The following is a 25,545-nucleotide window of genomic DNA, read 5'->3' as shown; positions in this document are numbered from 1 at the left end:
CGCACGATGACCACTCCGACCCATTCCTCCGACGAGCCCTCGCTCGAACCGGCGCGTCCCCGCCGCGCGCACGGCGCCTCCGCGATCGAGCTCGCACGCGCCCTCGGTGCGAACGCGCCCGCGGACGACGTGCAGCTCAGCGGAGTCACGCTCGACTCCCGCGCGGTCGAGCCCGGAGATCTCTGGTGCGCGCTGCCCGGAGCGAACGCCCACGGTGCGCAGTTCGCCTCCCAGGCCGCCGGCCTCGGGGCCGCGATGGCGCTGACCGATCCCGCAGGACGCGAGCGCTGCGAGGCCGCCGGGCTCCCCGTGCTCGAGGTCCAGGACCCCCGCGCCGCCACCGCCGCCGCGGCGGCGGTGATCCAGGGTCGTCCGGCCGAGCGCCTGGCGACCGTCGGGATCACGGGCACCAACGGCAAGACCTCCATCACCACCGCCATCACGCGCACCCTCCTCGAGCTCGGCGTCCCCGCCGGGATGATCGGCACCAGCGGGACCAGTTATCGCGACGCGGACGGCGGCGACCATGCGATCGGCACCGTCCGCACGACCCCGGAGGCACCCGAGCTGCACGGCCTGCTGGCCCGCATGGTCGAGGACCGCGTCGAGGTCGTCTCGATGGAGGTCTCCAGCCACGCGATGGTCCTGCACCGCGCCGACGGGGTCGTCTTCGACGTCGCCTGCTTCACCAACCTCACCCAGGACCACCTCGACTTCCACGGCACCATGGAGGCCTACTACGAGGCCAAGCGGGAGCTGTTCACCCCCGAGCACGCGCGCGCCGGCATCGTGTGCGTCGACGACGACTGGGGGCGCCGCCTGGCCCGGGAGGCGCGGATCCCCGTGATCACCTACGCCACCCGGCCGGGCGTCGAGGCCGACCATCGGGCCGGGGAGCACCGTCCCGAGGGGTTCGGCTCGGTCTTCGAGGTCCATGGACCGCAGGGCACGCGCACCCTCCGCGCCGCCCTGCCCGGGCGCCACTACGTCGCCAACACCCTCGCGGCCGATCTGCTGCTGGAGACCATCGGCCGCAGCGGCGAGGAGGTCGTCGACGCCCTGGGCGAGGCCGGCACCGTGCCCGGGAGGATGGAGTCGGTGGCCGATGCGCCGGTGCGCGGCATCGTCGACTACTCCCACACCCCTGACGCCCTCGAACAGGCGCTGACGACGCTGCGCGGGCTGCCGGACTCCGGCCGTCTGCTGGTGGTCATGGGCGCCGGCGGCGACCGGGATCGCGGCAAGCGGCCCCGGATGGGGGAGGTCGCCGCACGCCTCGCGGACGTGGTGATCGTCACGGACGACAACCCCCGTTCCGAGGACCCCGCCGAGATCCGCCGGGAGGTGCTCAGCGGCATCCCCGAGGGGACGAACGCGCAGGTCCACGACGTCGATGGACGAGGAGAGGGGATCGCTCTGGCCGCCTATCTGGCCGACGTGTCCGACACCATCCTCGTCGCGGGCAAGGGAGCCGAGACCGGACAGCAGATCGGCGGTATCGTCCAGCCGTTCGATGACCGCCTCCGCCTTCGAGATGCGCTGCGGGTTGCACAGACGGCGCGCGGAGGCGCCGACCACATGGACGAAGGACGCTGAGCATGCTGCAGACCACGGCACGGGATATCGCCGCCCTCACCGGCGGTGACCTCGTCGGCGGCGCGAGCGGTGACGAGCTCGTCACCGGCATCGCCCAGATCGATTCCCGCGAGGTGAGCACCGGTGACCTGTTCGCCGCCTTCCGCGGCGAGCGCGTCGACGGCCATGAGTTCCTCGACGCCGCGCATCGCGCCGGCGCCGCGCTCTCGCTGGTGACCGAGGACCGCGGCGTGCCCGCCGTCCGGGTCGCGGACGTCCGCGAGGCGCTATCGCAGCTCGCGCACGCGCAGCTGGACCGCGCCCGGGAGGAGAACCCGCAGCTGGTGGTCCTCGCGGTCACCGGCAGCGCCGGCAAGACCGGCACCAAGGACCTGCTCGGCGCGATCCTCCGCGCCTCCGGTCCGGTCGTCGCCCCCGTCGGCAGCCTCAACAACGAGCTGGGCCTGCCGCTGACCGTGCTGCGTCTGGACGCCGAGACCCGGTACCTGGTGCTCGAGATGGGCGCTCGCGGGATCGGGCACATCGCCCAGCTCACCGCGATCGCCCGCCCGGACATCTCCCTCGTGCTCAATGTCGGCTCCGCCCACCTCGGCGAGTTCGGCGGGGTCGAGGCGACCGCCCGGGCCAAGGGCGAGCTCGTCGAGGCCCTCGCACCGACCGGCCGCGCCGTGCTCAACGCCGAGGACCGCCTCGTCGCCGCGATGGCCGAGCGCTCCGAGGCCCCTGTCGTCACGTGGGGCTTCACCACCGGTGATGTCCGCGGCGGGGACCTGTCCCTGGACGACCAGGCCCGCGTGAGCTTCTCCCTCGAGGTCCCCGCCGGGCTCACCACGCTCTCCGGAGCGAGCGTCCCGGCCGGCGACTTCCCGGTGCGGACCGATCTGCTGGGCGAGCATCAGGCGTCGAACGTCCTCGCGGCCCTGACCGCGGCCCTCGTCGCCGGGGTGGACCCGAGCGCGGCCGCAGCGGCGCTCGAGGGCGCCACCCTGGCCTCCGGCCAGAGGATGCAGGCCCTGCACGCCGGCGGCGCGCTGATCATCGACGACGCCTACAACGCGAACCCCGACTCCATGCGTCAGGCCCTGAAGACGCTCGCCCACCTGGGCCGCAGCCACCGGACCATCGCGGTGCTCGGCGAGATGCTCGAGCTGGGCCCGGACACCGTGCGCCTGCACGACGAGATCGGACGCCTCGCCGTTCGCCTGAACATCGGCCAGCTGTACGTGGTCGGCGACGGAGCCGCGGCGATCCACCACGGAGCCAGCCTCGAGGGCAGCTTCGGCGGCGAGTCCGAGTACCTCGACACCGTCGAGGACGCCATCGACCTGCTGCAGCGGACCGTGCGCCCCGGGGACGCGGTCCTGCTGAAGTCCTCCCGTGATGCCGGGCTGCGCCGCATCGCCGGCCCCCTGGTCGAGCAGCTCGAGCTGCGCGGAGACTCCGAAGAGCCCGACCTGACAGGAGCCGATCGATGATCGCGATCATCATCTCCGGGGCGGCGGCGCTCGCGCTGTCGATCTTCGGCACGCCCCTGTTCATCAAGGTCCTCGAGAAGCGCGGCTACGGCCAGTTCGTGCGCGACGACGGCCCCACCTCCCACGCCACCAAGCGCGGCACCCCGACCATGGGCGGCGTCGCGATCATCCTCTCGGTCCTGGTCGCGTACTTCCTCACCCACCTGGTGCTGTGGACCCCGCCCAGCGTCTCGGTGCTGCTGGTCCTGTTCCTCACCGTGGGCCTCGCGGTGGTGGGCTTCCTCGACGACTTCCTGAAGATCTCGCAGCAGGACAGCACGGGCCTGCGCCCGCGCTACAAGCTCGTGGGCCAGTTCGTGGTCGCGACCGCCTTCGCGATCCTCGCGCTGCTGTTCCCGGACGAGAACGGCATCACCCCCGCCTCCACGAACCTCTCGTTCGTGCGCGACATCGAGTGGCTCGACCTCGCGGCCCTCGGGACCGCGGCGGGCTTCATCCTGTTCGCGATCTGGGCGAACTTCCTGGTGGCCGCCTGGTCCAACGGCGTCAACCTCACCGACGGCCTGGACGGACTGGCCAGCGGCGCGACGATCATCTTCACCGGCGCCTACCTGATCATCAGCTTCTGGCAGTGGCGCCAGGTGTGCAACATCGACCTCGACGCCGGGGGAGTGGTGCACTGCTACTCGGCCCGCGACCCGCTGGACACCGCCGTGCTGTGCGCGACCATCATCGGCGCCTGCGTCGGCTTCCTGTGGTGGAACACCTCGCCCGCGAAGATCTTCATGGGCGACACCGGCTCGCTGGCGCTCGGCGGCGCGATCGCCGGACTGACCATCGTCTCCCGCACCGAGATCGTCGGCGCCATCATCGGCGGCCTCTTCGTGATCATCTCGCTGTCGGTCATCATCCAGGTCACCAGCTTCAAGCTCACCGGCAAGCGGGTCTTCCGCATGGCTCCGCTGCAGCACCACTTCGAGCTCAAGGGCTGGAACGAGGTCACGATCGTGGTGCGCTTCTGGATCGTCGCCGGCATCCTCGCCGGCCTGGGCCTGGGCATCTTCTACCTCGACGCCCTGCCGAGGTTCGCCTCATGACGCAGGCGACGTCCCCTGTCCCCGCCGAGGATCGCTCCTGGCCCGGACTGGATGTGAGCGGCCTGCGGATCCTCGTCACAGGCTTCGGGGTCTCCGGCTACGCCATCGCGGACCAGACCATGCAGCGCGGCGCCCAGGTGCTCGTGGTCGACGGGAAGGACAGCCCCGAGATCCGGGAGCGTGCGAACATCCTCGAGGTGCTCGGCGTCGAGTTCCTGCTGGGAGCCGAGCACACCCGGGCGCTCCCCGTCGGGCGCGAGGTCGACCTCGTGGTCACCTCCCCGGGCTGGCGCCCCGACCAGCCGCTGCTGGCCGAAGCCCTGGCCGCCGGGATCCCGGTCTGGAGCGAGGTCGAGCTCGCCCGCCGCATGCAGCCCGCCGACGGACCGGACTGGCTCGCCATCACCGGCACCAACGGCAAGACGACCACCGTCACCATGCTGGAGTCGATCCTGCTGCACGCGGGCCTGCGCGCCGTCGCCTGCGGCAACGTGGGACTGCCCGTCATCGAGGCGGCGCTGGACCCCGAGGGCTTCGACGTGCTCGCCCTGGAGCTCTCCAGCTTCCAGCTGCACTGGACCGAGCATCTGGACTGCGAGGCGTCCGTGGTGCTGAACGTCAGCGCCGACCACCTCGACTGGCACGGCGGCGCCGAGGCCTATGCCGCTGCCAAGGGCCGCATCTTCGAGGGCGTCCGCACCGCCTGCGTCTACAGCGTCGCCGACCCCACCACCCGCCACCTGGTGGAGGAGGCCGACGTGGCCGAGGGCGCGCGCGCCGTCGGCCTCTCCCTCGGCGCCCCCGGTCCCTCCGAGCTCGGCGTGATCGACGGCCTGCTCGTGGACCGCGCGTTCGTCGCCGACCGGCGCACGACCGCCGCCGAGCTCGCCACCCTCGAGGACCTCGCACATCTGGGGGCCCAGGGCGCCGGTCCCCACCTCGTCCTGGACGCCCTGGCCGCCGCCGCACTCGCCCGCGCCCACGGGGTCGAGCCGAGTGCGGTCCGCGACGGTCTGCGGGCCTATCGGATGGGCGGCCACCGCGCCGAGCATCTGGCCACCGTCGACGGCATCGACTGGGTCGACGACACCAAGGCCACCAACCCCGCCGCCGCCGCGGCCTCGCTGAGCGCGGCCGAGCGCGTGGTCTGGATCGCCGGCGGCGACGCGAAGGGCGCCGATCTCGACGAACTCGTCGCCGCGGTCCGCGACCGGCTGGTCGGCGTCGTGCTCCTGGGCAGGGACGACGCTCCCTTCACGAGCGCACTGGAGCGACACGCACCCGAGGTCCCGGTCCGTCGCATCGATCCGGGCGACACTGGCGACGTCGCCGGCAGGACCCGGCTGATGGACGACGCGGTGCAGGCCGCCCGCTCGCTCGCCCAGGCGGGGGACGTGGTGCTGCTGGCCCCCGCGGCCGCCTCCATCGACCAGTTCCGTGACTATGCGGAGCGGGGGGACCTGTTCGCGGCGGCCGTGACCCGACTGCCAGGAGAGCGAGCATGACGATGGAGGACACCCGCAAGGAGTCCCGTCGGGATCCTCGCCGCTCCACGGACGTCGTGCGGCCGGACGAGGACCACCCGCTGGGCAACATCGGCGGCCGGGTCCGCGACGGCGTGGCCGGCTGGCTGAAGTCCCCGGCGCTGGACTTCTACGGCCTCATCGTGGTCGGCACCCTGCTGATCAGCGTGGGGCTCGTGATGGTGCTGTCCTCCTCCGCGGTCCTGAACATCTCCCGCGGCAACTCCGGCTTCGCCGGCCTGTTCCGCCAGGGCACCTTCGCCGCCATGGGCCTCGTGCTGCTGATCATCGCGGCCGCGCTCCCGCCCGGCTTCTACCGGCGCGCCGCCTGGCCGTTGCTGGGCATCGGCCTCGCCCTGCAGTGCCTCGTGTTCGTGCCGGGGCTGGGCTGGGCGGTCGACGGCAACCAGAACTGGATCCGGATCGCCGGGCAGACCCTGCAGCCCTCGGAGTTCCTCAAGCTCGCGCTCGCGGTGTGGCTCGGCGCCCTGCTGTCCATCAAGCGTCCGCTCCTGCACAAGCCAGGGCACCTGCTCTTCCCCCTGATCCCCGGGGTGCTGCTCGCGCTCGGACTGGTCGTGCTCGGCCATGACCTCGGCACCATGATGATCATGGCCATGCTGGTCGCCGGGGCCATGTGGGTCTCGGGCATCCCGCGTCGCTGGTTCGCCCTCGCCGGCGGCCTGGGGATGATCGGCATCATCATCCTCACGGTCACCAGCGCCAACCGCATGGCCCGCATCACCAACTGGATCCACGGGATCTGCGAGGGCGACTCCTGCTACCAGTCGGACCAGGGCCTGATGGGCCTGGCCGAGGGCGGCTGGTGGGGCGTGGGGCTCGGCGAGTCCCGGCAGAAATGGGGCCGCCTCCCCGCCGCGGAGGACGACTACATCTTCGCGATCATCGGCGAGGAGCTGGGCCTCATCGGCACCCTCGGCGTGGTCCTGCTCTTCGCGGCGCTCGCGCTGATCATGTTCCGCATGATCACCCGCCTGGACGACCACTTCATGCAGATCGCTGTGGCCGGCATGAGCGCCTGGCTGCTCGGCCAGGCGTTCGTGAACATGTCGGTGGTCACCGGGCTGCTGCCGGTGATCGGCGTGCCGCTGCCGTTCATATCCTCCGGAGGGTCAGCGCTGCTGGCGTCGATGTCGGCGCTCGGGGTGCTGCTCTCCTTCGCCCGGCGCGAGCCCGGCGCGGCCGAGGCGATCGGGGCCCGGGTCAGCGCGGTGCGCAGCTCGCTGCACATCCTGCCCGCTCCGCGCCGACGCTCCTCAGGATCCGGGTCCGCACGGGCCGCGTCCTCCACGAGCTCCCGTACGCAGGCCGCGGCCGGCTCCCGCCGCAGCGGGGCCGCGAAGAGCACGCCGCAGAGCAGCTCCGCCCCCTCTGCGAAGCGCGATGCCGCCTCCACCGCGAAGCGCAGCTCGACCTCCGGTGCCCGCCGCTCCTCGCCCTCCCGTGCGAAGCGCACCCCGACCTCCCGCGGCCGAGGTCGCGGCTCCGCCCCCTCCTCCCGAAGGTCCTGATGTCCTCCACCACGCCCCGCATCCTCCTGGCCGGGGCCGGCAGCGCCGGGCACGTCTCCCCGCTGCTGGCCACCGCCGCACAGATCACCCGACGCAGCCCCGAGGCCGAGGTGGTCGTGCTCGGGACCAGAGAAGGTCTCGAGGCCGATCTGGTGCCCGCCGCCGGGTACGAGCTGATCACCATCGACAAGGTGCCCTTCCCGCGCCGGCCGAACGGTGCGGCGCTGCGCTTCCCGGGCCGCTTCCTCGGCACCCTGCGCCAGGTGCGCTCCGTGCTGAAGGAGCGGGAGATCGACGTGGTCGCCGGGTTCGGCGGCTACGTCTGCCCGCCGGCCTATCTCGCCGCCGCCTCGCTGCGGCTGCCGCTGGTGGTCCATGAGGCCAATCGTCGGCCCGGGCTCGCCAACCGGCTCGGCGCCCCCCGCGCCGCCGCGGTGCTGACCGCCTTCGACGGGTCGAGCCTTCCGGGGGCCCGCCGCATCGGGATGCCGATGCGCGAAGCTGTCGCCCATCTGGACCGTGCCGCACGGCGCGAGGGGGCGGTGCGGACCCTGGGCCTGGACCCCGCGCGTCCCGTGCTCCTGGTCACCGGGGGCTCGCTCGGCGCTCAGCGGCTCAACGCCGCCGTGGCCGAGGCCTCGGCCGCCGTGGTCGGGGCCGGGGCGCAGATCCTGCACATCACCGGCCGCGGCAAGGCGGCCGACCTCCCCGAGCGGGAGGGATACCGGGTCGTGGAGTACGTGACCGCGATGGAGGACGCCTACGCCGCCGCGGACCTCGCGCTGACCCGCTCCGGCGCCGGGACGGTCAGCGAGCTCACCGCCGTGGGCCTCCCCGCCGTGCTGGTCCCGCTGCCGATCGGCAACGGCGAGCAGTCGCTGAACGGCGAGCAGGTGGTCGCCGCCGGCGGCGCGCTCATGATCGACGACTCCGAGGTCGACGCCGCCTACCTCACCGGGACGGTGCTGCCGCTGCTGCAGGACCGGAACAGGCTCGAGGCGATGAGCGAGGCCGCGCGGGCGTTCGGGATCACCGACGCCGCCGAGGTGATGGCGGACGTCGTGACCGGCGTCGCACGCCGAGCCTGACCCGGGGATCCAGCCGAGCGGATTACGGTGACCTCATGACTTCCGGCCCCGAGAACGCTTCCCTTCCCCCGGTCACGCCGCGCACGATCCTGCGCGCCGGGGACGTCGTCACCGAGCCGGGATGGCCCGCCGGCGAGGTGCGCTCGGTGCACGTGGTGCGCATCGGCGGCGCCGGCATGAGCGCCGTCGCGCGCCTGGCCCTGGAATCCGGGCTGACCGTCAGCGGCTCCGACTCCCAGGACGGCCAGTTCATCGCCCCGCTGCGCGAAGCCGGCGCCCGCATCGGCATCGGCTTCGACGCCGAGCTGCTGGCCGCGGACCTCGATCTGGTGATCGTCTCGACCGCCGTGCGGGCCGACAACCCCGAGGTGATCGCCGCCCGCGAGCGCGGCATCCCCGTCATCCACCGGGCCGCCGCGCTGGCCGGTCTGCTCACCGGGCGGGACCTGGTGGCGGTTGCCGGCACCCACGGCAAGACCACCACCACCGGGATGGCCGTCACCGCCCTGCGCGGAGCGGGCCTCGACCCGGCCTGGGCCCTCGGCGCCGCCGTGCCGGACCTGGGCCGCAACGCCGGGCTCGGCGCAGACCCTGCCGCACCGTCAGCGGTCACCGGCCTCGCGGTCGTGGAGGCCGACGAGTCCGACGGCTCCTTCCTCGCCTTCGCCCCGCGCTCCCTCATCGTCACGAACCTCGAGCCCGACCACCTCGACTTCCACGGCGACGCCGCCCACCTCACCGCGGCCTTCGACGCCCTGACCGCGCAGCTCGCCCCCGGCGGCACCCTCGTGGTCTGCGCCGACGACCCGGGCGCCCGGGACCTCGGGAGACGCGCCGCCGAGCGCGGGATCACCGTGGTGCTCTACGGCTCCGACGAGGCGGCGGCCTGGTCGCTGCGCCGGGAGCAGGTCGGGCCGCACGGCGCCGAGATCGGGATCAGCACGCCCCGCGGCGAGCTGACCGTGCAGCTCGCGGTGAGCGGGCACCACAACGTGCTCAACGCCCTCGGCGCGCTCGCCGCGACCGCCGCCGCCGTGCCCGACGCAGACCTCCCCGACCTCGCCGCGGGGCTCGGCACCTTCACCGGTGCCTCCCGCCGGTTCGACGTGGCCGGGACCGTCCAGGGCGTGACGGTCGTGGACGACTACGCCCACCACCCCCGGGAGGTCGCGGCGACCATCGCCGCCGCCCGCGGCATCGTCGCCGAGCAGCCCGGCGAGGGTCGTGTGCTCGTCGCCTTCCAGCCCCATCTCTTCTCGCGCACCCGTGACTTCGCCGCCGATTTCGCCGACGCGCTCTCCGCCGCGGATCAGGCGTGGGTCCTGCCCGTCTACGCGGCCCGCGAGGATCCCGACCCGAGCGTCGACGCCCGGACCGTCACCGACCTCGCCACCGGCCCCGTCGAGCCGGTCGAGGGGAAGGAGGACCTCCTCGTCCGGGCCGCCGCCGCGGCGCGCCCCGGGGACCTCCTGCTCATGCTCGGCGCCGGCGACATCGTGGAGATCACGCCCGCGCTGATGAGCGCGCTGGAGAACGGTCGGGGCCGCGGCTGATGGCTCGTCGACCCAGCGCGCCCCGGCCCCGGAAGAGCACCCGGGCTCCGGCGACCCCTCGCCGCCCGGCATCGACCCCGTCGGCGGGGGAGCGGACCGGGACGTCGCGGCAGCGGGCGGCCGAGAACCCGACCGCGGGCCCGGCACAGACCGGGCGCTCTGCACCCTCTGCGCCGTCCGCATCCGCTGCGTCGTCGGCGTCGGCGTCGTCAGCGGCGCCGGCGCCGGCCGCCCGATCGGTCCGATCTGCGCCCTCCGCGCGCTCTGCACCCTCTGCGCGCTCGGCGCATTCCGCTCCCTCCGCACGATCGGCGCTGTCGGCCGCCTCGCCCTCCCCGGCTCCGCGCTCCCGCTCCGTCGGCCGGCCTCGACCCCGGCCCGAGGAGCCCGAGGAGAGCACGGGCGGAGGCACGGTGGTCCAGGCCGCCGGAAGGTTCCGCGAGCTGGTGGCAGGACGCCCCTGGCGCCGACGCCGTCGGGCGATGCTGCTGGGCTCCGCCATCACCGCGCTGCTGCTGGTCGCCGCGCTCGTCACCGTGATCTTCCTGCCCTCCCTCCAGGTCCATGAGGTGACGGTCGAGGGCACCGGCTATCTCGAGGAGTCGGAGATCCGCGAGGCGGCCGCTCCCCATGCCGGCGGGAGCGTGCTCCTGCTGCAGGGCGACGAGATCGCCGCGGATGTCGGCGCGGTGCCGGGCGTCGCCTCCGTCGACGTCGAACGGGTCTGGCCGGACGGCGTCCGCGTGAGCATCAGCGAGACCCCGCCGATCGCCGTGCTCACCGAGCTGGACGGCACCAAGGCGGTGATCGGTGAGGACGGCCGTCAGCTGCCCGAGGCGGCCGCGGCCGGCGAGGAGCTGGTCCCGCTCTCGATCACCAGCGGCTCCACCGACCCCGAGGGGGCGGCCGCGGCGATGAGCGAGGTCCTCGTGGAGATGCCCGAGTCGCTGCGCGGATCGGTGCAGGAGGTCTCGGCCTCCAGCGCGAGCGACGTGACCCTCGTGCTCGGCGTCGAGGGCGGCGGCGGCAAGACCGTCGTGTGGGGCGACGCTCGGGACGCCGACCTCAAGGCCGAGGTGGTGCAGGCGCTCATCGACCAGCCAGGCTCCGTCATCGACGTCTCCTCCCCGGTCGCCCCCGTCACCCGGTGACGTGCGCCGTGGTCGCCGAGGTGATCTCACCCGCCCTCGGGCGCCGACACGCGCTCTTTGTGTTTGCGTGCAGGTGCGCCGGTCCCTAGCGTCAGAGGAAAGGAGAGGCGCCCCGAAGTCCGAACCTCAACTCGAGGTCCAGGGTTTCGGAAAGTCGTGACCAGGAGCGACGCAGGCCCCTTTCCCCGGAGGAACGACAAGAGCAAGGACCCAAACGTGGCCGGAACCCAGATCTCACTCGCAGTCATCAAGGTCGTCGGCGTCGGCGGCGGAGGTGTCAACGCCGTCAACCGCATGATCGAGTCCGGGCTCAAGGGCGTCGAGTTCATCGCGATCAACACCGACGCCCAGGCGCTCCTCATGTCCGATGCCGACGTCAAGCTCGACGTCGGCAAGGAGATCACGCGCGGCCTCGGCGCCGGCGCGGATCCCGAGGTCGGCAAGCGCGCCGCCGAGGACCACGCCGAGGAGATCGAGGAGGTCCTGCGCGGGGCCGACATGGTCTTCGTGACCGCCGGCGAGGGCGGCGGCACCGGCACCGGCGGCGCGCCGGTCGTGGCGAAGATCGCCCGCAGCCTCGGCGCCCTGACCATCGGTGTGGTCACCCGTCCCTTCACCTTCGAGGGCCGTCGTCGCTCCACCCAGGCCGAGTCGGGCATCGCCGCCCTCCAGGCCGAGGTCGACACCCTCATCGTGATCCCGAACGACCGTCTGCTCTCCATCGCGGACAAGCAGGTCTCCATGCTCGACGCCTTCAAGAGCGCGGACCAGGTCCTGCTCTCCGGTGTCCAGGGCATCACCGATCTGATCACCACGCCGGGTCTGATCAACCTCGACTTCGCGGACGTGAAGTCCGTGATGCAGGGCGCGGGCAGCGCCCTCATGGGCATCGGCTCCGCCCGCGGCGAGGATCGTGCGCTGCAGGCCGCCGAGCTCGCGGTCTCCAGCCCGCTGCTCGAGGCCTCGATCGACGGCGCCTACGGCGTGCTGCTCTCCATCCAGGGCGGCAGCGACCTCGGCCTGTACGAGGTCTCCGAGGCGGCCCGCCTGGTCCAGGAGGCAGCGCACCCGGATGCGAACATCATCTTCGGCTCCGTCATCGACGACGCCCTGGGCGACGAGGTCCGCGTGACCGTCATCGCCGCCGGCTTCGAGGGCGGCGGCCCCGCGCCGCGCCAGGACATCGCCCCGCAGCAGCGCCCCGCGCCCCGCGCCGAGCAGTCCGCCGCGCCGCGCGCCGCCCAGCCGCGTCCCGCGGCCCAGGAGCAGCGCCCCGCCGGCGCCGCGGCCGCTCCCGGCGCCTGGGGTCTGCCGCAGCAGGCGTTCTCGCCGTCCCGCGCCAGCGCCGCGGAGCCGGAGACCGAGGTCATGGACGCCGCCGATGTCGAGGACACCGGGCCGCAGCAGCAGGTCGCCCCGCAGCCCGCGCCGCGGGCACCCGAGCGCGAGCAGGCACGCCCGCCGCACATCGAGGAGCCGCCGTCGGACGACGACGACCTCGATCTGCCGTCGTTCCTCAAGTGAGCGCATCCCTCTGTGAACGGGCCCCGCGACTTCGCGGGGCCCGTTCCCTGTTCACCGGGCGCAGCGGAGGGGTGAGCATCGGCGATCACGCCGGGCTGAACCTCGCCCGACACGTCGGGGACGACGAGCTCTCTGTGGAGCACAACCGGGCACTGCTCGCCGAGGAGGTCGGGGTGCCGGTGATCTTCGTGAACCAGGTCCACTCCGCCGACGTGCACGTGCTGCCGGAGACGGGGCAGAGCGCGATCGTCACCGCCGATGCGATGGTCACCGATCGGCGCGATGTGGCGCTGGGGATCATGGTCGCGGACTGCCTGCCGGTGCTGCTGTCCGATCCGCGCGCCGGAGTGGTGGCGGTCGCCCACGCCGGCCGGCAGGGCCTGCTGACCGGGGTGCTGCAGAACACGGTCTCGGCGATGGTCCGCCTCGGTGCCCGCCCGGAGGATCTGGAGGCGAGCATCGGTCCCGCGATCTGCGGCGCCTGCTACGAGGTCCCCGCCGCGATGCGCGGAGAGGCCGCGGAGATCCTGCCCGAGACCTGGGCCACCACCTCCTGGGGCACGCCCTCCCTGGATCTGCGCGCCGGGGCGGCGGCGGTGCTCGAGGCCGCCGGGGTGCCGCGTGCGGCGATCGACGCGGAGCATCCCTGCACCCTCGAGGACGAGCGGTTCTACTCCTACCGCCGCGCCGCGCGCACCGGCCGCTTCGCCGGGGTGATCCGCCGCGCCTGAGACTCGGGCGGGGGAGCGGAGTCGAGGCCGGAGGCCGGTGGGCGGGCACCTCGCGTGCCCGCCGCCACGCCGGACACGCGCACGACACGCCGGTCACCTCCCGGGGTGAGGGAAATGCCTGCTGTACTTTCAGTGGGCAAGGGCTCCCGCGCACTCCCCGTGCTTCCCTGGAGCCCAGGTCAGCGTGAACAACAGACTGGGAGATCTGCGATGGGAACCTGGCGCAACGCCATGGTCGCACTCGGCCTCGCCAACGAGGTCGACGACGAGTACTACGAGGACGAGCGGGACCGCCAGGAGATGGTGGCGCAGCCCCGCCGCACCGAGCGCGGCATCGAGTCCGCACCCGAACGGGAGGCCCAGGTGACCCCGATCCGCCAGCATTCCAACGTGGTCGCGATGGCCCCGGCAGTGGAGGAGTCGATGCACCGCATCACCACGATCCATCCGCGGTCCTACAACGACGCGAAGGCGATCGGCGAGTCCTTCCGTGATGGCGTGCCGGTCATCATGAACCTCTCCGACATGCAGGACGGCGACGCCAAGCGCATGGTGGACTTCTCCGCCGGCCTGGTCTTCGGCCTGCGCGGCACCATCGAGCGCGTCACCTCGAAGGTGTTCCTGCTCTCCCCGGAGTTCGTCCAGGTCGACGGGGACAGCTCTGCCGACGAGGGCAGCTTCTACAACCAGAGCTGAGCGGCGCCGTGCAGCTCATCGCGGGAGTTCTGTACCTCGCGGCCCTGGTCTACCTGATCGTGCTCCTCGCACGGCTGGTGCTTGAGTGGATCCAGTCCTACGCGCGGGAGTACCGGCCGACCGGGCTCGTCCTGGTGCTCTTCGAGGTCGTCTTCACGCTGACCGACCCGCCGGTGAAGGGACTGCGTCGGCTGATCCCTCCGATCCGTCTCGGCATGGTCTCGCTGGACCTGAGCCTGATGATCCTGCTGATCGTGGGATGGATCCTGCTGGGCGTCCTCGGCCGCTTCGCCCTGTGAGGACCATCCGGTTCGGGAAGTTCCGCCGGATCCGCTAGGCTGATCGCACTGCGCGCACAGCGCTTCTGACGACATCACTAAGAAAAGGTGACCCATGGCTCTGATGCCCGAAGACCTGCAGAATCAGCGGTTCACCCCCGTTCGGTTCTCCGAGGGCTACGACATGGACGAGGTCGACAACTTCCTCGACAACGACGTGGAACCTCGTCTCAAGGAACTGATCGCCGAGAACGAGCGGCTCAAGAGCGAGCTCGAGGAGGCGCACAACCGCATCGCCGAGCTCGAGGCCGGCGGCTCCGCCGTGGCCCCGGCCGCGGAGACCTCCGCGAGCGACGAGACCGACGCGATCATCGACACCGCCCCGGTCACCGCCGGTGACGACACCGCGGACGAGACCGACGCCGCCGCCGAGACCGATGACACGGTCGTCGCGCCCGTCGCCGCGCAGGACGATGCCGCCACCGCGCAGCAGCCCGCCGTCGAGACCGCCCCCGCCCGGGAGACCCCGGACCAGTCCGCCGCCGGCATCATCGCCCTGGCGAACCGTCTGCACGACGAGCACGTCAAGAACGGCGAGGACGAGCGCGACCGTCTCATCACCGAGGCCAATGACGAGCACAAGCGGATCGTCGGCGAGGCCGAGGAGAAGTCGCGCCTCACCCTCACCGAGCTGGAGGAGAAGAAGGCCGAGCTCGACAAGACCATCGAGGGCCTGCGCAACTTCGAGCGGGACTACCGCAACCGCCTGCGCAACTACCTGGAGAACCAGCTCCGCGATCTCGACACCAGCGAGACGCAGGACAAGCAGGCGAACTTCGGTCTGTGAACGCCGCTTCCACCGAGTCGACGAGCGCCGGGCCCCAGGGGTCCGGCGCTCGTCGCCGTCTGAGCCGCCCCACGGTCCTGGGCGCCATGGTGGTGATCGCCGTGGTGCTCGCCGTGATCGACCAGATCACCAAGAACTGGGCCGAGGCCAACCTGCCCCTGCTGGAGCCCCAGCCGTTCCTCGGTGAGGTCCTGCAGCTCACCCTCCTGTACAACACCGGTGCGGCCTGGGGGATGGGTGCGGAGATCACCCCGGTGGTCACCTGCCTGCAGATCGCGATCGTCATCGGCGTGCTCGTCTTCGCCGTCAAGGTGGTCCGCTCCGGCTGGTACACCCTCGCCCTCGGCCTGATCCTGGGCGGCGCGCTCGGCAACATCCATGATCGACTGCTGCGCGACCCCTCGCCCTTCCACGGCGCCGTCGTCGACTTCCTCGAGCTGCCGAACTGGCCGGTCTTTAACGTCGCCGACATGGGCGTCGTGGGCGGCGCGGTCCTGGTGGTCGCGCTGGGCCTGTTCGGCATCGCCGCGGATCCCTCCGCCGACGCCGGCGGTGCGGCCGCAGATGCTCCCGCGGAGTCCGAGGAGACGACCCGCACCACCTCCGAGGAGGATCGATGACCGCCTCGCGCACCCTGATGGTGCCCGACGGGCTCGCCGGCGAGCGGGTCGACGTGGGCATCTCCCGGATGCTCGGCCTGTCCCGCACCCGCGCCGCCGACCTCGTCATGGCCGGCCACGTGCTCGTGGACGGGCAGGTCCCGGCCCGGTCCACCCGGCTCGAGCCCGGCGCGATGGTCGATGTGGAGCTGCCGGACGAGAAGCCCGCGGTCGAGGTGCGCCCCCAGATCGCCGAGGGCATGAGCCTGATCCATCAGGACGAGGACATCGTCGTGATCGACAAGCCGGTGGGAGTCGCCGCGCACCCCAGCGCCGGGTGGTCCGGCCCGACGGTGCTGGGCCATCTCGCCGCCGCCGGCGTCGAGATCCGCACCACCGGCGACCAGGAGCGCCAGGGCATCGTGAGCCGCCTGGACGTGGGCACCAGCGGGCTGATGGTCGTCGCCCGCACCGAGCGCGCCTACACCACCCTGAAGGACGCCTTCCGCGCCCGCCAGGTGGGCAAGACCTACCACGCGGTCTGCCAGGGCACCCCGGACCAGTCGCGCGGCACGATCGAGGCGGCCATCGGGCGGTCCCCGCAGCACGACTACAAGTTCGCGGTGCGCAATGACGGCAAGCACTCGGTCACCCACTACGAGACCCTCGAGGATCTCCAGGGGGCGACGCTGCTGAAGGTGGGCCTCGAGACGGGCCGAACGCACCAGATCCGTGTGCACATGTCGGCGATCCATCACCCCCTGGTCGGCGACCCGCTCTACGGCGCGGACCCGACGGTGGCCGAGCGCGTGGGCCTGACCCGCCAGTGGCTGCACGCCATGGAGCTGACCTTCGTGCACCCCGTGACCGGCCGTCAGGTCACCTACAGCTCGCAGTACCCGGCCGATCTGCAGCGGGCCCTGGAGCGGCTGCGCGGTCGCTGAGGGGCAGGGGCCGGGCCGGGGGAGTCGCGGCCATCGGGCGGACCTCTCAGGGGGTAGCGTCGAGGCATGAGCGAGGAGCAGACCCCCGGCGCGCTGGCGCCCACCCGTGATGCGGCCCTGTCCCGGCCCGACTTCCCCTTCGCGCGGGTCGCGCGCCGGCTCGGCCTGGACCCGGCCGGGGCCGAGCTCGCCCTGCAGGACGACGAGACCGCGCGCTCGGCGATCGCCCGCTCGGTCCAGGAGTTCCTCACGGCCGATGACGAGCGGCGCGCAGGCCGCGTCCCCTCGAGCGCCCTCGCCCTGGATCCCGACTTCCCGACCGGCGTGGGCATGGCGCTGGTCGGTGCGGCTGTGCTGTGGGATGCCCGGGACCTCGTGCCGCGGGTCGCGCTGCGGGTGGCGAAGGACCATCACGAGGACGGCGCCGACGAACTCGCCGCGAGCTACATCGCCCTGGTCCAGGAGTCGATCGATCCCGGCGAGGACAGCACGGACGACGCCATCGCCTGGGCCGCGCAGTCCCTGCTCGTCGCCGTCCTGCAGCGCATCGGCCACCCCGCCCAGGCCGACGAGATCACCCGTGACCTGGCCGCGCACGCGATCCCGATCGACCTGTGGCGCGACGACGACCCATCCCTGCCGGACGATTCGATGTCCTGGCACGGCGGAGCCTTCGTGGGCGGCATCCCGCCCCGGCGCGACGAGCGCTCGCTGAGCTTCGAGGATGTGCATGACTACATGAACATCCTGCTGGCGGACACCCGCCGCGAGCAGGAGGCCGAGGACGACGCCGTCTGAGCCTCCCGCAGCGGTCCGAGCTTCCCGGTGCGGTCCGAGCTTCCCGGTGCGGTCCGAGCCTTCCGGCGCGGTCCGCCCGGTCGCCGCGGGGGCGCCGCGGGGCGCCGGTGCTACGCTTCCTAAACCGCTTAACCCCCGGTCAGCGGTCACCGCCGGCCATCACACGCCCCGGCGGCCCGCGCCCGACCGCTCGCCCTGACGACGCTCATCGAGGAGCACCCATGCATGACAACCGTCCCACCAGCGAGGACCGGGTCCGCCGGTTCCTGGGCGAGCTGCTGCCGGCCCGCCGTCACCTCGCCACCGCCGAGCTGACCATCGAGGCCTGGGAGGCGCCGGGCGAGCCGGTGAACTTCGCCGAGGCGCGCGAGCAGGTGTACCGGCCGATCGCCGTCGGCGACCGCTGGGGCCGGCCCTGGTCCACGCTCTGGCTGCACCTCACCGGGACCGTGCCCGCCTCCTGGACCGTGGACGAGGATCGCGACGTCGAGCTCCAGCTCGACCTCTCCTTCACCGACATGCCCGGCTTCCAGGCCGAGGCCCTGATCTGGACCCCCGAGGGGGAGACGGTGAAGGCCATCAATCCCTACAACCAGTACCTGACCCTCGAGGCCGGTCAGGAGATCGACCTCTACCTCGAGTGCGCCGCGAACCCGAACGTGCCCGGCGACTGGACCTTCGCACCCACCGCCCTCGGCGACCTCGCGACCGCCGGCGAGGACCCGATCTACGACCTCACCACCCTCCGCCTGGCCTGGCGCTCGAAGAGCGTCTGGGAGCTCGAGCAGGACATGGTCGCGCTGAACGGCCTCCTGCACACCCTGCCCGAGCAGTCCCCGCGACGCTTCGACATCCTCCATGCCCTGGGCAGGGCGCTGGACGCCGCCGATCCGGACGACCTCCACGCGAGCGCGGGGCAGGCCCGGCAGGAGCTGCGCGGCGTGCTCGAGGCGCCCGCGAACGCCTCCGCGCTGACGGTGGTGGCGACCGGGCACGCCCACATCGACTCCGCCTGGCTGTGGCCGCTGCGGGAGACCCGGCGCAAGTGCGCCCGCACCTTCTCCAACGTGTGCTGGCTGCTGGAGCGCTACCCGCAGCTGACCTTCTCCTGCTCCTCCGCCCAGCAGTACCAGTGGATCCGGGACGAGTACCCGGGGCTCTTCCGCCGCATCGCCGGTCACGTCGCCGCCGGTCGCTTCCTGCCGGTGGGCGGCATGTGGGTCGAGTCGGACACGAACATGCCCGGCTCCGAGGCCATGGCGCGGCAGTTCCTCCACGGCAAGAAGTTCTTCCTCGAGGAGTTCGGGGTCGAGACGACGGAGACCTGGCTGCCGGACTCCTTCGGCTACTCCGCGGCGCTCCCACAGATCTGTGCGCTCGCCGGCAACGACTCCTTCCTCACCCAGAAGGTCTCCTGGAACCAGTACTCGACCTTCCCCCACCACACCTTCGAGTGGGAGGGGATCGACGGGACCACGCAGTTCACGCACTTCCCGCCGATCGACGGCTACAACGGCCAGCTCACCGCCGCCGAGCTCGCCTACTTCGAGAAGAACTTCAAGGACAAGGGCGCCAGCCACATCGGCCTGACTCCCACCGGATGGGGCGACGGAGGCGGTGGTCCCACCCGCGAGATGATCGCCGCGCAGGAGCGCTTCGCCGATCTCGAGGGGGCGCCGAAGGTGGAGTGGTCCACCGCGCGGGACTTCTTCGACCGGGCGCGCGAGGAGTACGCCGAGCCGCCAGTGTGGAACGGCGAGCTGTACCTCGAGCTGCACCGCGGCACCTACTCCTCCCAGATCCACGGCAAGCAGGGCAACCGCCGCACCGAGGCGCTGATGCACGACGTGGAGCTGTGGAGCGCCACCGCGGCGCACCGTGTCGACGGCTTCGACTACCCCTACGAGGAGATCGACTCCCTGTGGGACAAGCTGCTGCTGCTCCAGTTCCACGACATCCTCCCCGGGTCCTCCATCGCCTGGGTGCATCGCGAGGCGGAGCACTCCTACGAGCACATCACCGAGCGGGGCGAGGCGCTGGTCGCCGCGGCCCTCGAGGCGCTCGGCGACGAGGCCGGGGATCCCGTGGCCGCCAACTCCTCCTCCCGGTCCCGCCACGGCGTCGCGCCGTTGGCGATCGGGGCGGCCTCCGCGCCCGGGACCGCGCCGGAGGTCCGCGAGGCCGATGGCACGATCCGGGTGAGCACCGCGGACCTCCACGTCGAGATCGACGACCGGGGCCTGCTCACCTCGCTGCGCGCGGGGGCCGAGGGACGCGAGTCGATCGCTCCGGGAGCGGGAGGGGCGCTGCTCCAGCTGCACCGGGATGCTCCCAACGCCTGGGACTCCTGGGACATCGACGAGTTCTACCGCCATGTCCACCGCGATCTGGAGGCCGACGGAGCCCCCGAGCTCTCTCGCGCCGAGGACGGCACGGTCCGGGTGGCGGTCACGTACCGCACCCGGGAGGAGGGCCACCTCGAGCGGCCCGCCGAGGCGATGCCCTCCCGGGGCACGGGATCCCGCATCACCCTGACCTACTCGGTCGCCCCGGGAGCCACGGCCCTCGGGATCGACCTGGACGTGGACTGGCACGAGCGCAAGAAGGTGCTCAAGCTGGCCTTCCCGCTGGACGTCCGCGCCGCCGTGATGAGCAGCGAGATCCAGTTCGGGCACCTCGACCGTCCCGTCCCCGTGAACACCACGGCGGACTTCGGCCGGTTCGAGACCTGCGCCCACCGCTGGGTGCGGGTCGCCGAGCCCGACTTCGGGATCGCGCTGGCGAACGACTCCTCCTACGGGCATGACGTGCGCCGCGTGCTGCGGGAGGACGACGGCGGCACCACCACCGTGGTGCGGGCGACCGTGCTGCGGGCAGCCGAGTTCCCCGACCCGTCGGCCGAGGAGGGCGTCTACTCGCTGCGCTACGCGATCCAGCCCGAGGCGGGCGTCGCCGCGGCGATCGATCTGGGCGAGGAGCTGAACCAGGCCCCGCGGGTGCTGGTCCGGGACGAGCCGCTCGCGCCGCTCGCCGCCCTCGAGGCGGTGCGCGCCGGTCAGGACCACAGCGCCCGGATCCAGACCCTCAAGCTCGCCGAGGACCGATCCGGCGATCTCGTGGTGCGCCTGTACGAGTCCGAGGGACGGCGCACCGAGGTGGAGCTCACGGCGTCGGGCGCTCGCTCGCTCACCGTGGCGGACCTGCTCGAGCGGCCGCTGACGGAGCAGTCGCCGCTGGGGCACCGCGCGGCGTCGGTCGAGGGGGAGGCGCTCCCGCTGACCCTCAGGCCCTTCGAGATCACGACGGTCCGCGCGAGCTTCTGAGCCCACGGGGCGTCGGCGACCATGACCGGTCGTCGGCGCCCCGTACGCTGAGCCCATGACCCAGCCCAGAGGTGCCCTGCTCACCGGCAGCGTGAACTACGACGATGCCGAGACCACCTTCCGCACGGTCGCCGAGGTCCTCGGCGCCCACGTGGGCCGGATCCCCGACGGCGAGGTGGGCAGGCGGTTCCACTGGATCATGTTCCAGCCCGACGTGCTCGGCGCCGCCGAGGGCATCGAGCGGGTGGGGGAGGAGCCGATCCCCTTCGGCGCCGGGATCGATGCCCGCCCGCTGCGCCTGGCGGACGGCGTGGACCCGGCGGGCATCGATCTGCCGCCGCTGGGCTACGCCGAGGCCGCGGTGGAGTCCTATGCGCTGTTCACCCGTCTGCGGGAGGAGGGCGCGATCCCGGCCGGGATCCGGTTCCAGGTCTCCCTGCCCACCCCGGTCGCGGTGATCTCCTCCTTCTTCCGCGGCGAGGACCGTGTCGCGATCGAGCCGATCTACGCCGACGCGCTCCTGGGCGAGCTCGAGCAGATCCTCGAGGGGATCCCCGCCGCGGATCTCGCGATCCAGTGGGACGTGGCCAGCGAGATGGGCATCCTCGAGGGAGCCTCCGGCTACGGCTCCGTGATGGACCACTGGTGGAGCGGGGACGTGCTGGGCGGGATCGTCGCACGGCTCGCCGCTCTGGTCGACGCCGTCCCCACCGACGTCGAGGTGGGGATGCACCTCTGCTACGGCGACGCCGGGGAGAAGCACTTCGTCGAGCCGACAGACACCGCGAACCTGGTGCGGGTCGCGAACGCGGTCGTCGACTCCGTCGGCCGCGAGCTGTCCTGGCTGCACCTCCCGGTGCCGATCACCCGGGACGACGAGGCGTACTTCGCCCCGCTCGCACAGCTCGCGGAGGTGCCCGAGCTGTACCTCGGCCTGGTCCATCGCGAGGACGGCGCCGACGGCGCCCGTCGGCGCATCGCCGCCGCCTCGTCGGCCGTGGCGGGTTCCTTCGGCGTCGCCACGGAGTGCGGCATCGGCCGCGCCCCCGAGGGCACCACGGAGGGGATCCTGCGCACCCACGCGGAGGTCGCCGCGCCGCGGTGAGGTCGCTCCGCCCGCGTCTCCGACGGCGACACGCCGGACGCGCCGAGGTGACCTCTCCGACCCCCTCCTGAGCGCCCCGGACGTCCCTCGCAGGACTACGCTGGAGGGCATGGCTTCCGCGGACTCCGATGATTTTGTGCACCTCCACGTCCACACCGACTACTCACTCCTGGACGGGGCCGCGAAGATCGACAAACTCGTCGCCGAGACCGCACGTCAGGGCCAATCCGCGGTGGCGATCACGGACCACGGCTACCTCTTCGGCGCCTACGAGTTCTACAAGGCCGCCACGAGCGCCGGCGTGAAGCCGATCATCGGCATCGAGGCGTACGTGACGCCCGGGACGAGCCGTCACGACCGCACCCGCGTGCAGTGGGGCACCCGCGAGCAGCAGCTCGCGGGAGACGACGTCTCCGCCCGCGGCGCCTACACCCACATGACCCTGCTCTCCCGCTCCACCGAGGGGATGCACAACCTGTTCCGGCTCGGCTCCGCCGCGTCGCTGGACGGTCAGATGGGCAAGTGGCCGCGCATGGACCGCGAGATCCTCTCGAAGTACTCCGAGGGGCTCATCGCCACCTCCGGCTGCCCCTCCGGCGAGGTGCAGACCCGCCTGCGCCTGGGCCAGTTCGACGAGGCCGTCAAGGCCGCCGGCGAGTACCAGGACATGTTCGGCAAGGGCCACTACTTCATCGAGCTGATGGACCACGGGCTCGACATCGAGAAGCGGGTCACCAAGGACCTGCTCGAGGTCGCCAAGGCCGTCGGCGCCCCGCTGGTGGCCACCAACGACCTCCACTACGTCACCGAGCAGGATGCGACGATCCAGGACGTCCTGCTGTGCATCAACTCGGGCTCCCGCCTGAACGATCCCGACCGCTTCAAGTTCGGCGGCTCCGGCTACTTCCTGAAGTCCGCGCAGCAGATGCGCGAGCTGTTCCGGGAGTTCCCCGAGGCCTGCGACAACACCCTGACCATCGCCGAGATGTGCGAGGTGGAGTTCCGCACCACGAACGAGGGCGCGAACTACATGCCCAACTTCCCCACCCCTGCCGGGGAGGACGAGCAGTCCTGGTTCATCAAGGAGGTCCAGCGCGGCCTCGAGTACCGCTACCCCTCGGGCATCCCCGACGAGGTGCAGAAGCGCGCCGACTACGAGGTCTCCGTCATCCTCCAGATGGGCTTCCCGGGCTACTTCCTCGTCGTCTCGGACTACATCAAGTGGGCCAAGGAGCAGGGGATCCGCGTGGGCCCGGGCCGAGGCTCGGGCGCCGGCTCCATGGTCGCCTACGCCATGCGCATCACCGACCTCGACCCGCTCGAGCACGGTCTGCTGTTCGAGCGGTTCCTGAACCCCGAGCGCGTCTCGATGCCCGACTTCGACGTCGACTTCGATGATCGCCGCCGCGGCGAGGTCATCGAGTACGTGGAGCGCAAGTACGGCGACGACCGCATCGCGCAGGTCATCACCTACGGCGTCATGAAGACGAAGAACTCCCTCAAGGACGCCTCGCGCGTGCTGGACTACCCGTACGCGATGGGCGACCGCCTCTCCAAGGCGCTGCCGCCCACCGTCATGGGCAAGGACATCTCCATCAAGGGCATCTTCGACCCGGAGGACAGGCGCTACGCCGAGGCCGGGGAGTTCCGCCGGATCCACGAGGAGGATCCGGACGTCCAGAAGGTCGTGGAGATCGCCAAGGGCGTGGAGGGCCTGACCCGAGGCTGGGGCGTGCACGCCTGCGCGGTCATCATGTCCAGCCACCCGCTGGTCGACATCGTCCCGATGATGCGCCGCCCCTCCGACGGCCAGATCATCACCCAGTTCGAGTACCCCACGCTCGAGACCCTGGGCCTGCTGAAGATGGACTTCCTGGGGTTGCGGAACCTCACGATCCTCTCCGATGCGGTGCAGAACATGGAGCGCAACGGCAAGGAGGCGCTCGACCTCGAGGCGCTGCCGTTCGACGACCCGGCGACCTACGAGCTGCTGCAGCGCGGTGACACCCTGGGCGTGTTCCAGCTGGACGGCTCCGGCATGCGCACCCTGCTGCGGCAGATGAAGCCCGACCAGTTCGGGGACATCACCGCGGTCTCGGCGCTGTACCGGCCGGGCCCGATGGGCATGAACTCGCACACCAACTACGCGCTGCGCAAGAACGGCCTGCAGGAGATGACGCCGATCCACCCGGAGCTCGAGGAGCCGCTCTCGGAGATCCTCGGCGAGACCTACGGCGTGATCGTGTACCAGGAGCAGGTCATGCAGACGGCGCAGAAGGTCGCCGGGTACAGCCTGGGCCAGGCGGACATCCTCCGTCGCGCCATGGGCAAGAAGAAGAAGGCGGAGCTGGACAAGCAGTACGCCTCGTTCGAAGCCGGGATGAAGGACAACGGATTCTCCGCCGCCGCCGTGAAGGCGCTCTGGGACACCCTGCTCCCCTTCTCCGACTACGCCTTCAACAAGTCGCACTCCGCGGCCTACGGCGTGATCTCCTACTGGACCGGCTATATGAAGGCCAACCACCCCACCGAGTACATGGCCGCGCTGCTCACCTCGAGCCAGGAGAACCGCGACCGCCTGGGCCTCTACCTCGGCGACTGCCGCCATCGGGGCATCACGGTGCTGCCCCCGGACGTCAACGAATCGGACCTCTACTTCTCCGCCGTCGGCGAGGACATCCGCTTCGGCCTCTCCGCGATCCGCAACGTGGGCGCGAACGTGGTCGAGGAGATCATCCGCGCCCGTGAGGAGAAGGGCGCCTTCACCTCCTTCACCGACTTCCTGGACAAGGTCCCGCTGAGCGTGTGCAACAAGCGCACCATCGAGTCGCTCATCAAGGGCGGCGCCTTCGACGAGCTCGGCGCGAACCGCCGCTCGCTGGTGCTGATCCACGAGGACGCGGTGGACTCCGTGGTCGACGTGAAGCGCAAGGAGGCCCAGGGCCAGTACGACCTCTTCGCCGACGTGTTCGGCGGCGGGGGCGGCGGCGAGGACGACATGGCCACCGGCTCCGCCGCGACCATCACGATCCCGGACCTGCCCGAATGGGACCGCAAGGAGAAGCTCGCCTTCGAGCGCAACATGCTGGGGCTGTACGTCTCGGACCACCCGCTGTACGGGCTCGAGCACGTCATCGCCCAGAACTCCTCGACCTCGATCAGCGCGCTCGCCGACGACGGCGCCGTCGAGGACGGCGCCATGGTCACGATCGCCGGGCTCATCACCTCCCTGCAGCGCAAGACCACCAAGAAGGGCGACATGTGGGCGATCGCCACGGTCGAGGACCTCGAGGGCTCGATCGACTGCCTCATGTTCCCCTCGACCTATCAGACGGTCGCCACCGAGCTCGCCGAGGACCTGATCGTCTCGATGAAGGGCCGGGTAGACACCTCCAAGGGCATGCCGGAGCTGCGCGTCATGGAGATGACCATCCCGGAGACCGGGGGAGGGGCCGACGGGCCCGTCGTCATCGCCCTGCCCGCCCTGCGGGCGAGCGAGCGCATCGTCAGCGAGCTGCGCGGGGTCCTGGAGGACAATCCCGGGTCCAGCGAGGTGCGCCTGCGTCTGCAGGAGCCGGGCCGCACCACGCTCATGCAGCTGGACAAGCGCCTCTCGGTCACCCCGTCGGCCGCGCTGTACGCCTCGCTGAAGACGCTGCTGGGCCCCAGCTGCCTCCAGTGAGCC

19 protein-coding genes are annotated in these 25,545 nt (G+C 71.8%); all 19 read left to right on the top strand.

Annotation, left to right across the window (positions count from 1 at the left end):
• The first annotated feature begins 6 nt into the window (after window positions 1-6).
• The 19 genes from CFK41_RS11515 to dnaE all read left to right on the top strand — a co-directional run bounded on the left by CFK41_RS11515 (window position 7) and on the right by dnaE (window position 25,542).
• Complete coding sequence (locus CFK41_RS11515; RefSeq protein WP_096799784.1) at window positions 7-1,596, top strand: UDP-N-acetylmuramoyl-L-alanyl-D-glutamate--2,6-diaminopimelate ligase; 1,590 nt, start codon at window positions 7-9, stop codon at window positions 1,594-1,596.
• 2 nt (window positions 1,597-1,598) lie between these two features.
• Window positions 1,599-3,071, top strand: a complete 1,473-nt coding sequence (locus tag CFK41_RS11510; protein ID WP_096799783.1) for a UDP-N-acetylmuramoyl-tripeptide--D-alanyl-D-alanine ligase — start codon at window positions 1,599-1,601, stop codon at window positions 3,069-3,071.
• Complete coding sequence (mraY, locus tag CFK41_RS11505) at window positions 3,068-4,168, top strand: phospho-N-acetylmuramoyl-pentapeptide-transferase (protein ID WP_096799782.1); 1,101 nt, start codon at window positions 3,068-3,070, stop codon at window positions 4,166-4,168. Before CFK41_RS11510 ends, mraY begins: the two co-directional genes overlap by 4 nt.
• Window positions 4,165-5,673, top strand: a complete 1,509-nt coding sequence (gene murD, locus CFK41_RS11500; protein WP_096799781.1) for a UDP-N-acetylmuramoyl-L-alanine--D-glutamate ligase — start codon at window positions 4,165-4,167, stop codon at window positions 5,671-5,673. The genes mraY and murD overlap by 4 nt, the downstream gene beginning before the upstream one ends.
• Entirely contained in the window at window positions 5,670-7,223 is a 1,554-nt protein-coding gene (ftsW, locus tag CFK41_RS11495) for a putative lipid II flippase FtsW (RefSeq protein ID WP_096799780.1), read from the top strand. Before murD ends, ftsW begins: the two co-directional genes overlap by 4 nt.
• A complete protein-coding gene (murG, locus tag CFK41_RS11490) occupies window positions 7,223-8,311 on the top strand; it encodes an undecaprenyldiphospho-muramoylpentapeptide beta-N-acetylglucosaminyltransferase (protein ID WP_096799779.1) in 1,089 nt (362 codons plus the stop codon). Before ftsW ends, murG begins: the two co-directional genes overlap by 1 nt.
• Before the next feature lie 35 nt (window positions 8,312-8,346).
• Window positions 8,347-9,864: a UDP-N-acetylmuramate--L-alanine ligase gene (murC, locus tag CFK41_RS11485; protein ID WP_096799778.1), complete on the top strand. Its 1,518-nt coding sequence runs from the start codon at window positions 8,347-8,349 to the stop codon at window positions 9,862-9,864.
• A gap of 446 nt (window positions 9,865-10,310) precedes the next feature.
• Window positions 10,311-11,015: a cell division protein FtsQ/DivIB gene (locus CFK41_RS18165; RefSeq protein WP_227873058.1), complete on the top strand. Its 705-nt coding sequence runs from the start codon at window positions 10,311-10,313 to the stop codon at window positions 11,013-11,015.
• A gap of 216 nt (window positions 11,016-11,231) precedes the next feature.
• Complete coding sequence (gene ftsZ, locus CFK41_RS11475; RefSeq protein WP_096799776.1) at window positions 11,232-12,539, top strand: cell division protein FtsZ; 1,308 nt, start codon at window positions 11,232-11,234, stop codon at window positions 12,537-12,539.
• Window positions 12,536-13,270: a peptidoglycan editing factor PgeF gene (pgeF, locus tag CFK41_RS11470; protein WP_096799775.1), complete on the top strand. Its 735-nt coding sequence runs from the start codon at window positions 12,536-12,538 to the stop codon at window positions 13,268-13,270. The genes ftsZ and pgeF overlap by 4 nt, the downstream gene beginning before the upstream one ends.
• Before the next feature lie 210 nt (window positions 13,271-13,480).
• Entirely contained in the window at window positions 13,481-13,966 is a 486-nt protein-coding gene (locus CFK41_RS11465) for a cell division protein SepF (RefSeq protein WP_096799774.1), read from the top strand.
• 8 nt (window positions 13,967-13,974) lie between these two features.
• Window positions 13,975-14,265 (top strand): YggT family protein, encoded by a 291-nt coding sequence (locus tag CFK41_RS11460; RefSeq protein ID WP_096799773.1) that lies wholly within the window; start codon window positions 13,975-13,977, stop codon window positions 14,263-14,265.
• Between the two features lie 94 nt (window positions 14,266-14,359).
• Complete coding sequence (locus CFK41_RS11455) at window positions 14,360-15,091, top strand: DivIVA domain-containing protein (protein WP_096799772.1); 732 nt, start codon at window positions 14,360-14,362, stop codon at window positions 15,089-15,091.
• On the top strand, window positions 15,088-15,711 hold the full coding sequence (lspA, locus tag CFK41_RS11450; RefSeq protein ID WP_227873057.1) for a signal peptidase II: 624 nt from the start codon (window positions 15,088-15,090) through the stop codon (window positions 15,709-15,711). The genes CFK41_RS11455 and lspA overlap by 4 nt, the downstream gene beginning before the upstream one ends.
• A complete protein-coding gene (locus CFK41_RS11445; RefSeq protein WP_096799771.1) occupies window positions 15,708-16,634 on the top strand; it encodes an RluA family pseudouridine synthase in 927 nt (308 codons plus the stop codon). The genes lspA and CFK41_RS11445 overlap by 4 nt, the downstream gene beginning before the upstream one ends.
• A gap of 66 nt (window positions 16,635-16,700) precedes the next feature.
• On the top strand, window positions 16,701-17,432 hold the full coding sequence (locus tag CFK41_RS11440; protein ID WP_096799770.1) for a hypothetical protein: 732 nt from the start codon (window positions 16,701-16,703) through the stop codon (window positions 17,430-17,432).
• 221 nt (window positions 17,433-17,653) lie between these two features.
• Window positions 17,654-20,755 carry an alpha-mannosidase gene (locus CFK41_RS11435; RefSeq protein WP_096799769.1) on the top strand — a complete coding sequence of 1,034 codons (3,102 nt, stop codon included), beginning with the start codon at window positions 17,654-17,656 and terminating at the stop codon, window positions 20,753-20,755.
• Between the two features lie 55 nt (window positions 20,756-20,810).
• Complete coding sequence (locus tag CFK41_RS11430; RefSeq protein WP_096799768.1) at window positions 20,811-21,860, top strand: hypothetical protein; 1,050 nt, start codon at window positions 20,811-20,813, stop codon at window positions 21,858-21,860.
• A gap of 109 nt (window positions 21,861-21,969) precedes the next feature.
• Window positions 21,970-25,542 carry a DNA polymerase III subunit alpha gene (gene dnaE / locus CFK41_RS11425; RefSeq protein ID WP_096799767.1) on the top strand — a complete coding sequence of 1,191 codons (3,573 nt, stop codon included), beginning with the start codon at window positions 21,970-21,972 and terminating at the stop codon, window positions 25,540-25,542.
• Window positions 25,543-25,545 lie beyond the last annotated feature (3 nt).

The sequence above is a fragment of the Brachybacterium ginsengisoli genome (assembly GCF_002407065.1).
In the GTDB taxonomy this organism is placed as follows: Bacteria; Actinomycetota; Actinomycetes; order Actinomycetales; family Dermabacteraceae; genus Brachybacterium; species Brachybacterium ginsengisoli.
The sequence above is the reverse complement of the archived record's forward strand: the minus strand, read 5'-3'. Positions and strand labels throughout refer to the sequence as shown.

What these genes read in the sequence shown, in the direction of transcription:
- murG (WP_096799779.1), top strand. Translation starts at nt 7,223, where the DNA reads ATGTCCTCCACCACGCCCCGCATCCTCCTGGCCGGGGCCGGCAGCGCC.
- ftsW (WP_096799780.1), top strand. Translation starts at nt 5,670, where the DNA reads ATGACGATGGAGGACACCCGCAAGGAGTCCCGTCGGGATCCTCGCCGC.
- CFK41_RS11440 (WP_096799770.1), top strand. Translation starts at nt 16,701, where the DNA reads ATGAGCGAGGAGCAGACCCCCGGCGCGCTGGCGCCCACCCGTGATGCG.
- CFK41_RS11445 (WP_096799771.1), top strand. Translation starts at nt 15,708, where the DNA reads ATGACCGCCTCGCGCACCCTGATGGTGCCCGACGGGCTCGCCGGCGAG.
- CFK41_RS11430 (WP_096799768.1), top strand. Translation starts at nt 20,811, where the DNA reads ATGACCCAGCCCAGAGGTGCCCTGCTCACCGGCAGCGTGAACTACGAC.
- CFK41_RS11510 (WP_096799783.1), top strand. Translation starts at nt 1,599, where the DNA reads ATGCTGCAGACCACGGCACGGGATATCGCCGCCCTCACCGGCGGTGAC.
- murC (WP_096799778.1), top strand. Translation starts at nt 8,347, where the DNA reads ATGACTTCCGGCCCCGAGAACGCTTCCCTTCCCCCGGTCACGCCGCGC.
- CFK41_RS11435 (WP_096799769.1), top strand. Translation starts at nt 17,654, where the DNA reads ATGCATGACAACCGTCCCACCAGCGAGGACCGGGTCCGCCGGTTCCTG.
- CFK41_RS11515 (WP_096799784.1), top strand. Translation starts at nt 7, where the DNA reads ATGACCACTCCGACCCATTCCTCCGACGAGCCCTCGCTCGAACCGGCG.
- CFK41_RS11465 (WP_096799774.1), top strand. Translation starts at nt 13,481, where the DNA reads ATGGGAACCTGGCGCAACGCCATGGTCGCACTCGGCCTCGCCAACGAG.
- murD (WP_096799781.1), top strand. Translation starts at nt 4,165, where the DNA reads ATGACGCAGGCGACGTCCCCTGTCCCCGCCGAGGATCGCTCCTGGCCC.
- mraY (WP_096799782.1), top strand. Translation starts at nt 3,068, where the DNA reads ATGATCGCGATCATCATCTCCGGGGCGGCGGCGCTCGCGCTGTCGATC.
- CFK41_RS11455 (WP_096799772.1), top strand. Translation starts at nt 14,360, where the DNA reads ATGGCTCTGATGCCCGAAGACCTGCAGAATCAGCGGTTCACCCCCGTT.
- dnaE (WP_096799767.1), top strand. Translation starts at nt 21,970, where the DNA reads ATGGCTTCCGCGGACTCCGATGATTTTGTGCACCTCCACGTCCACACC.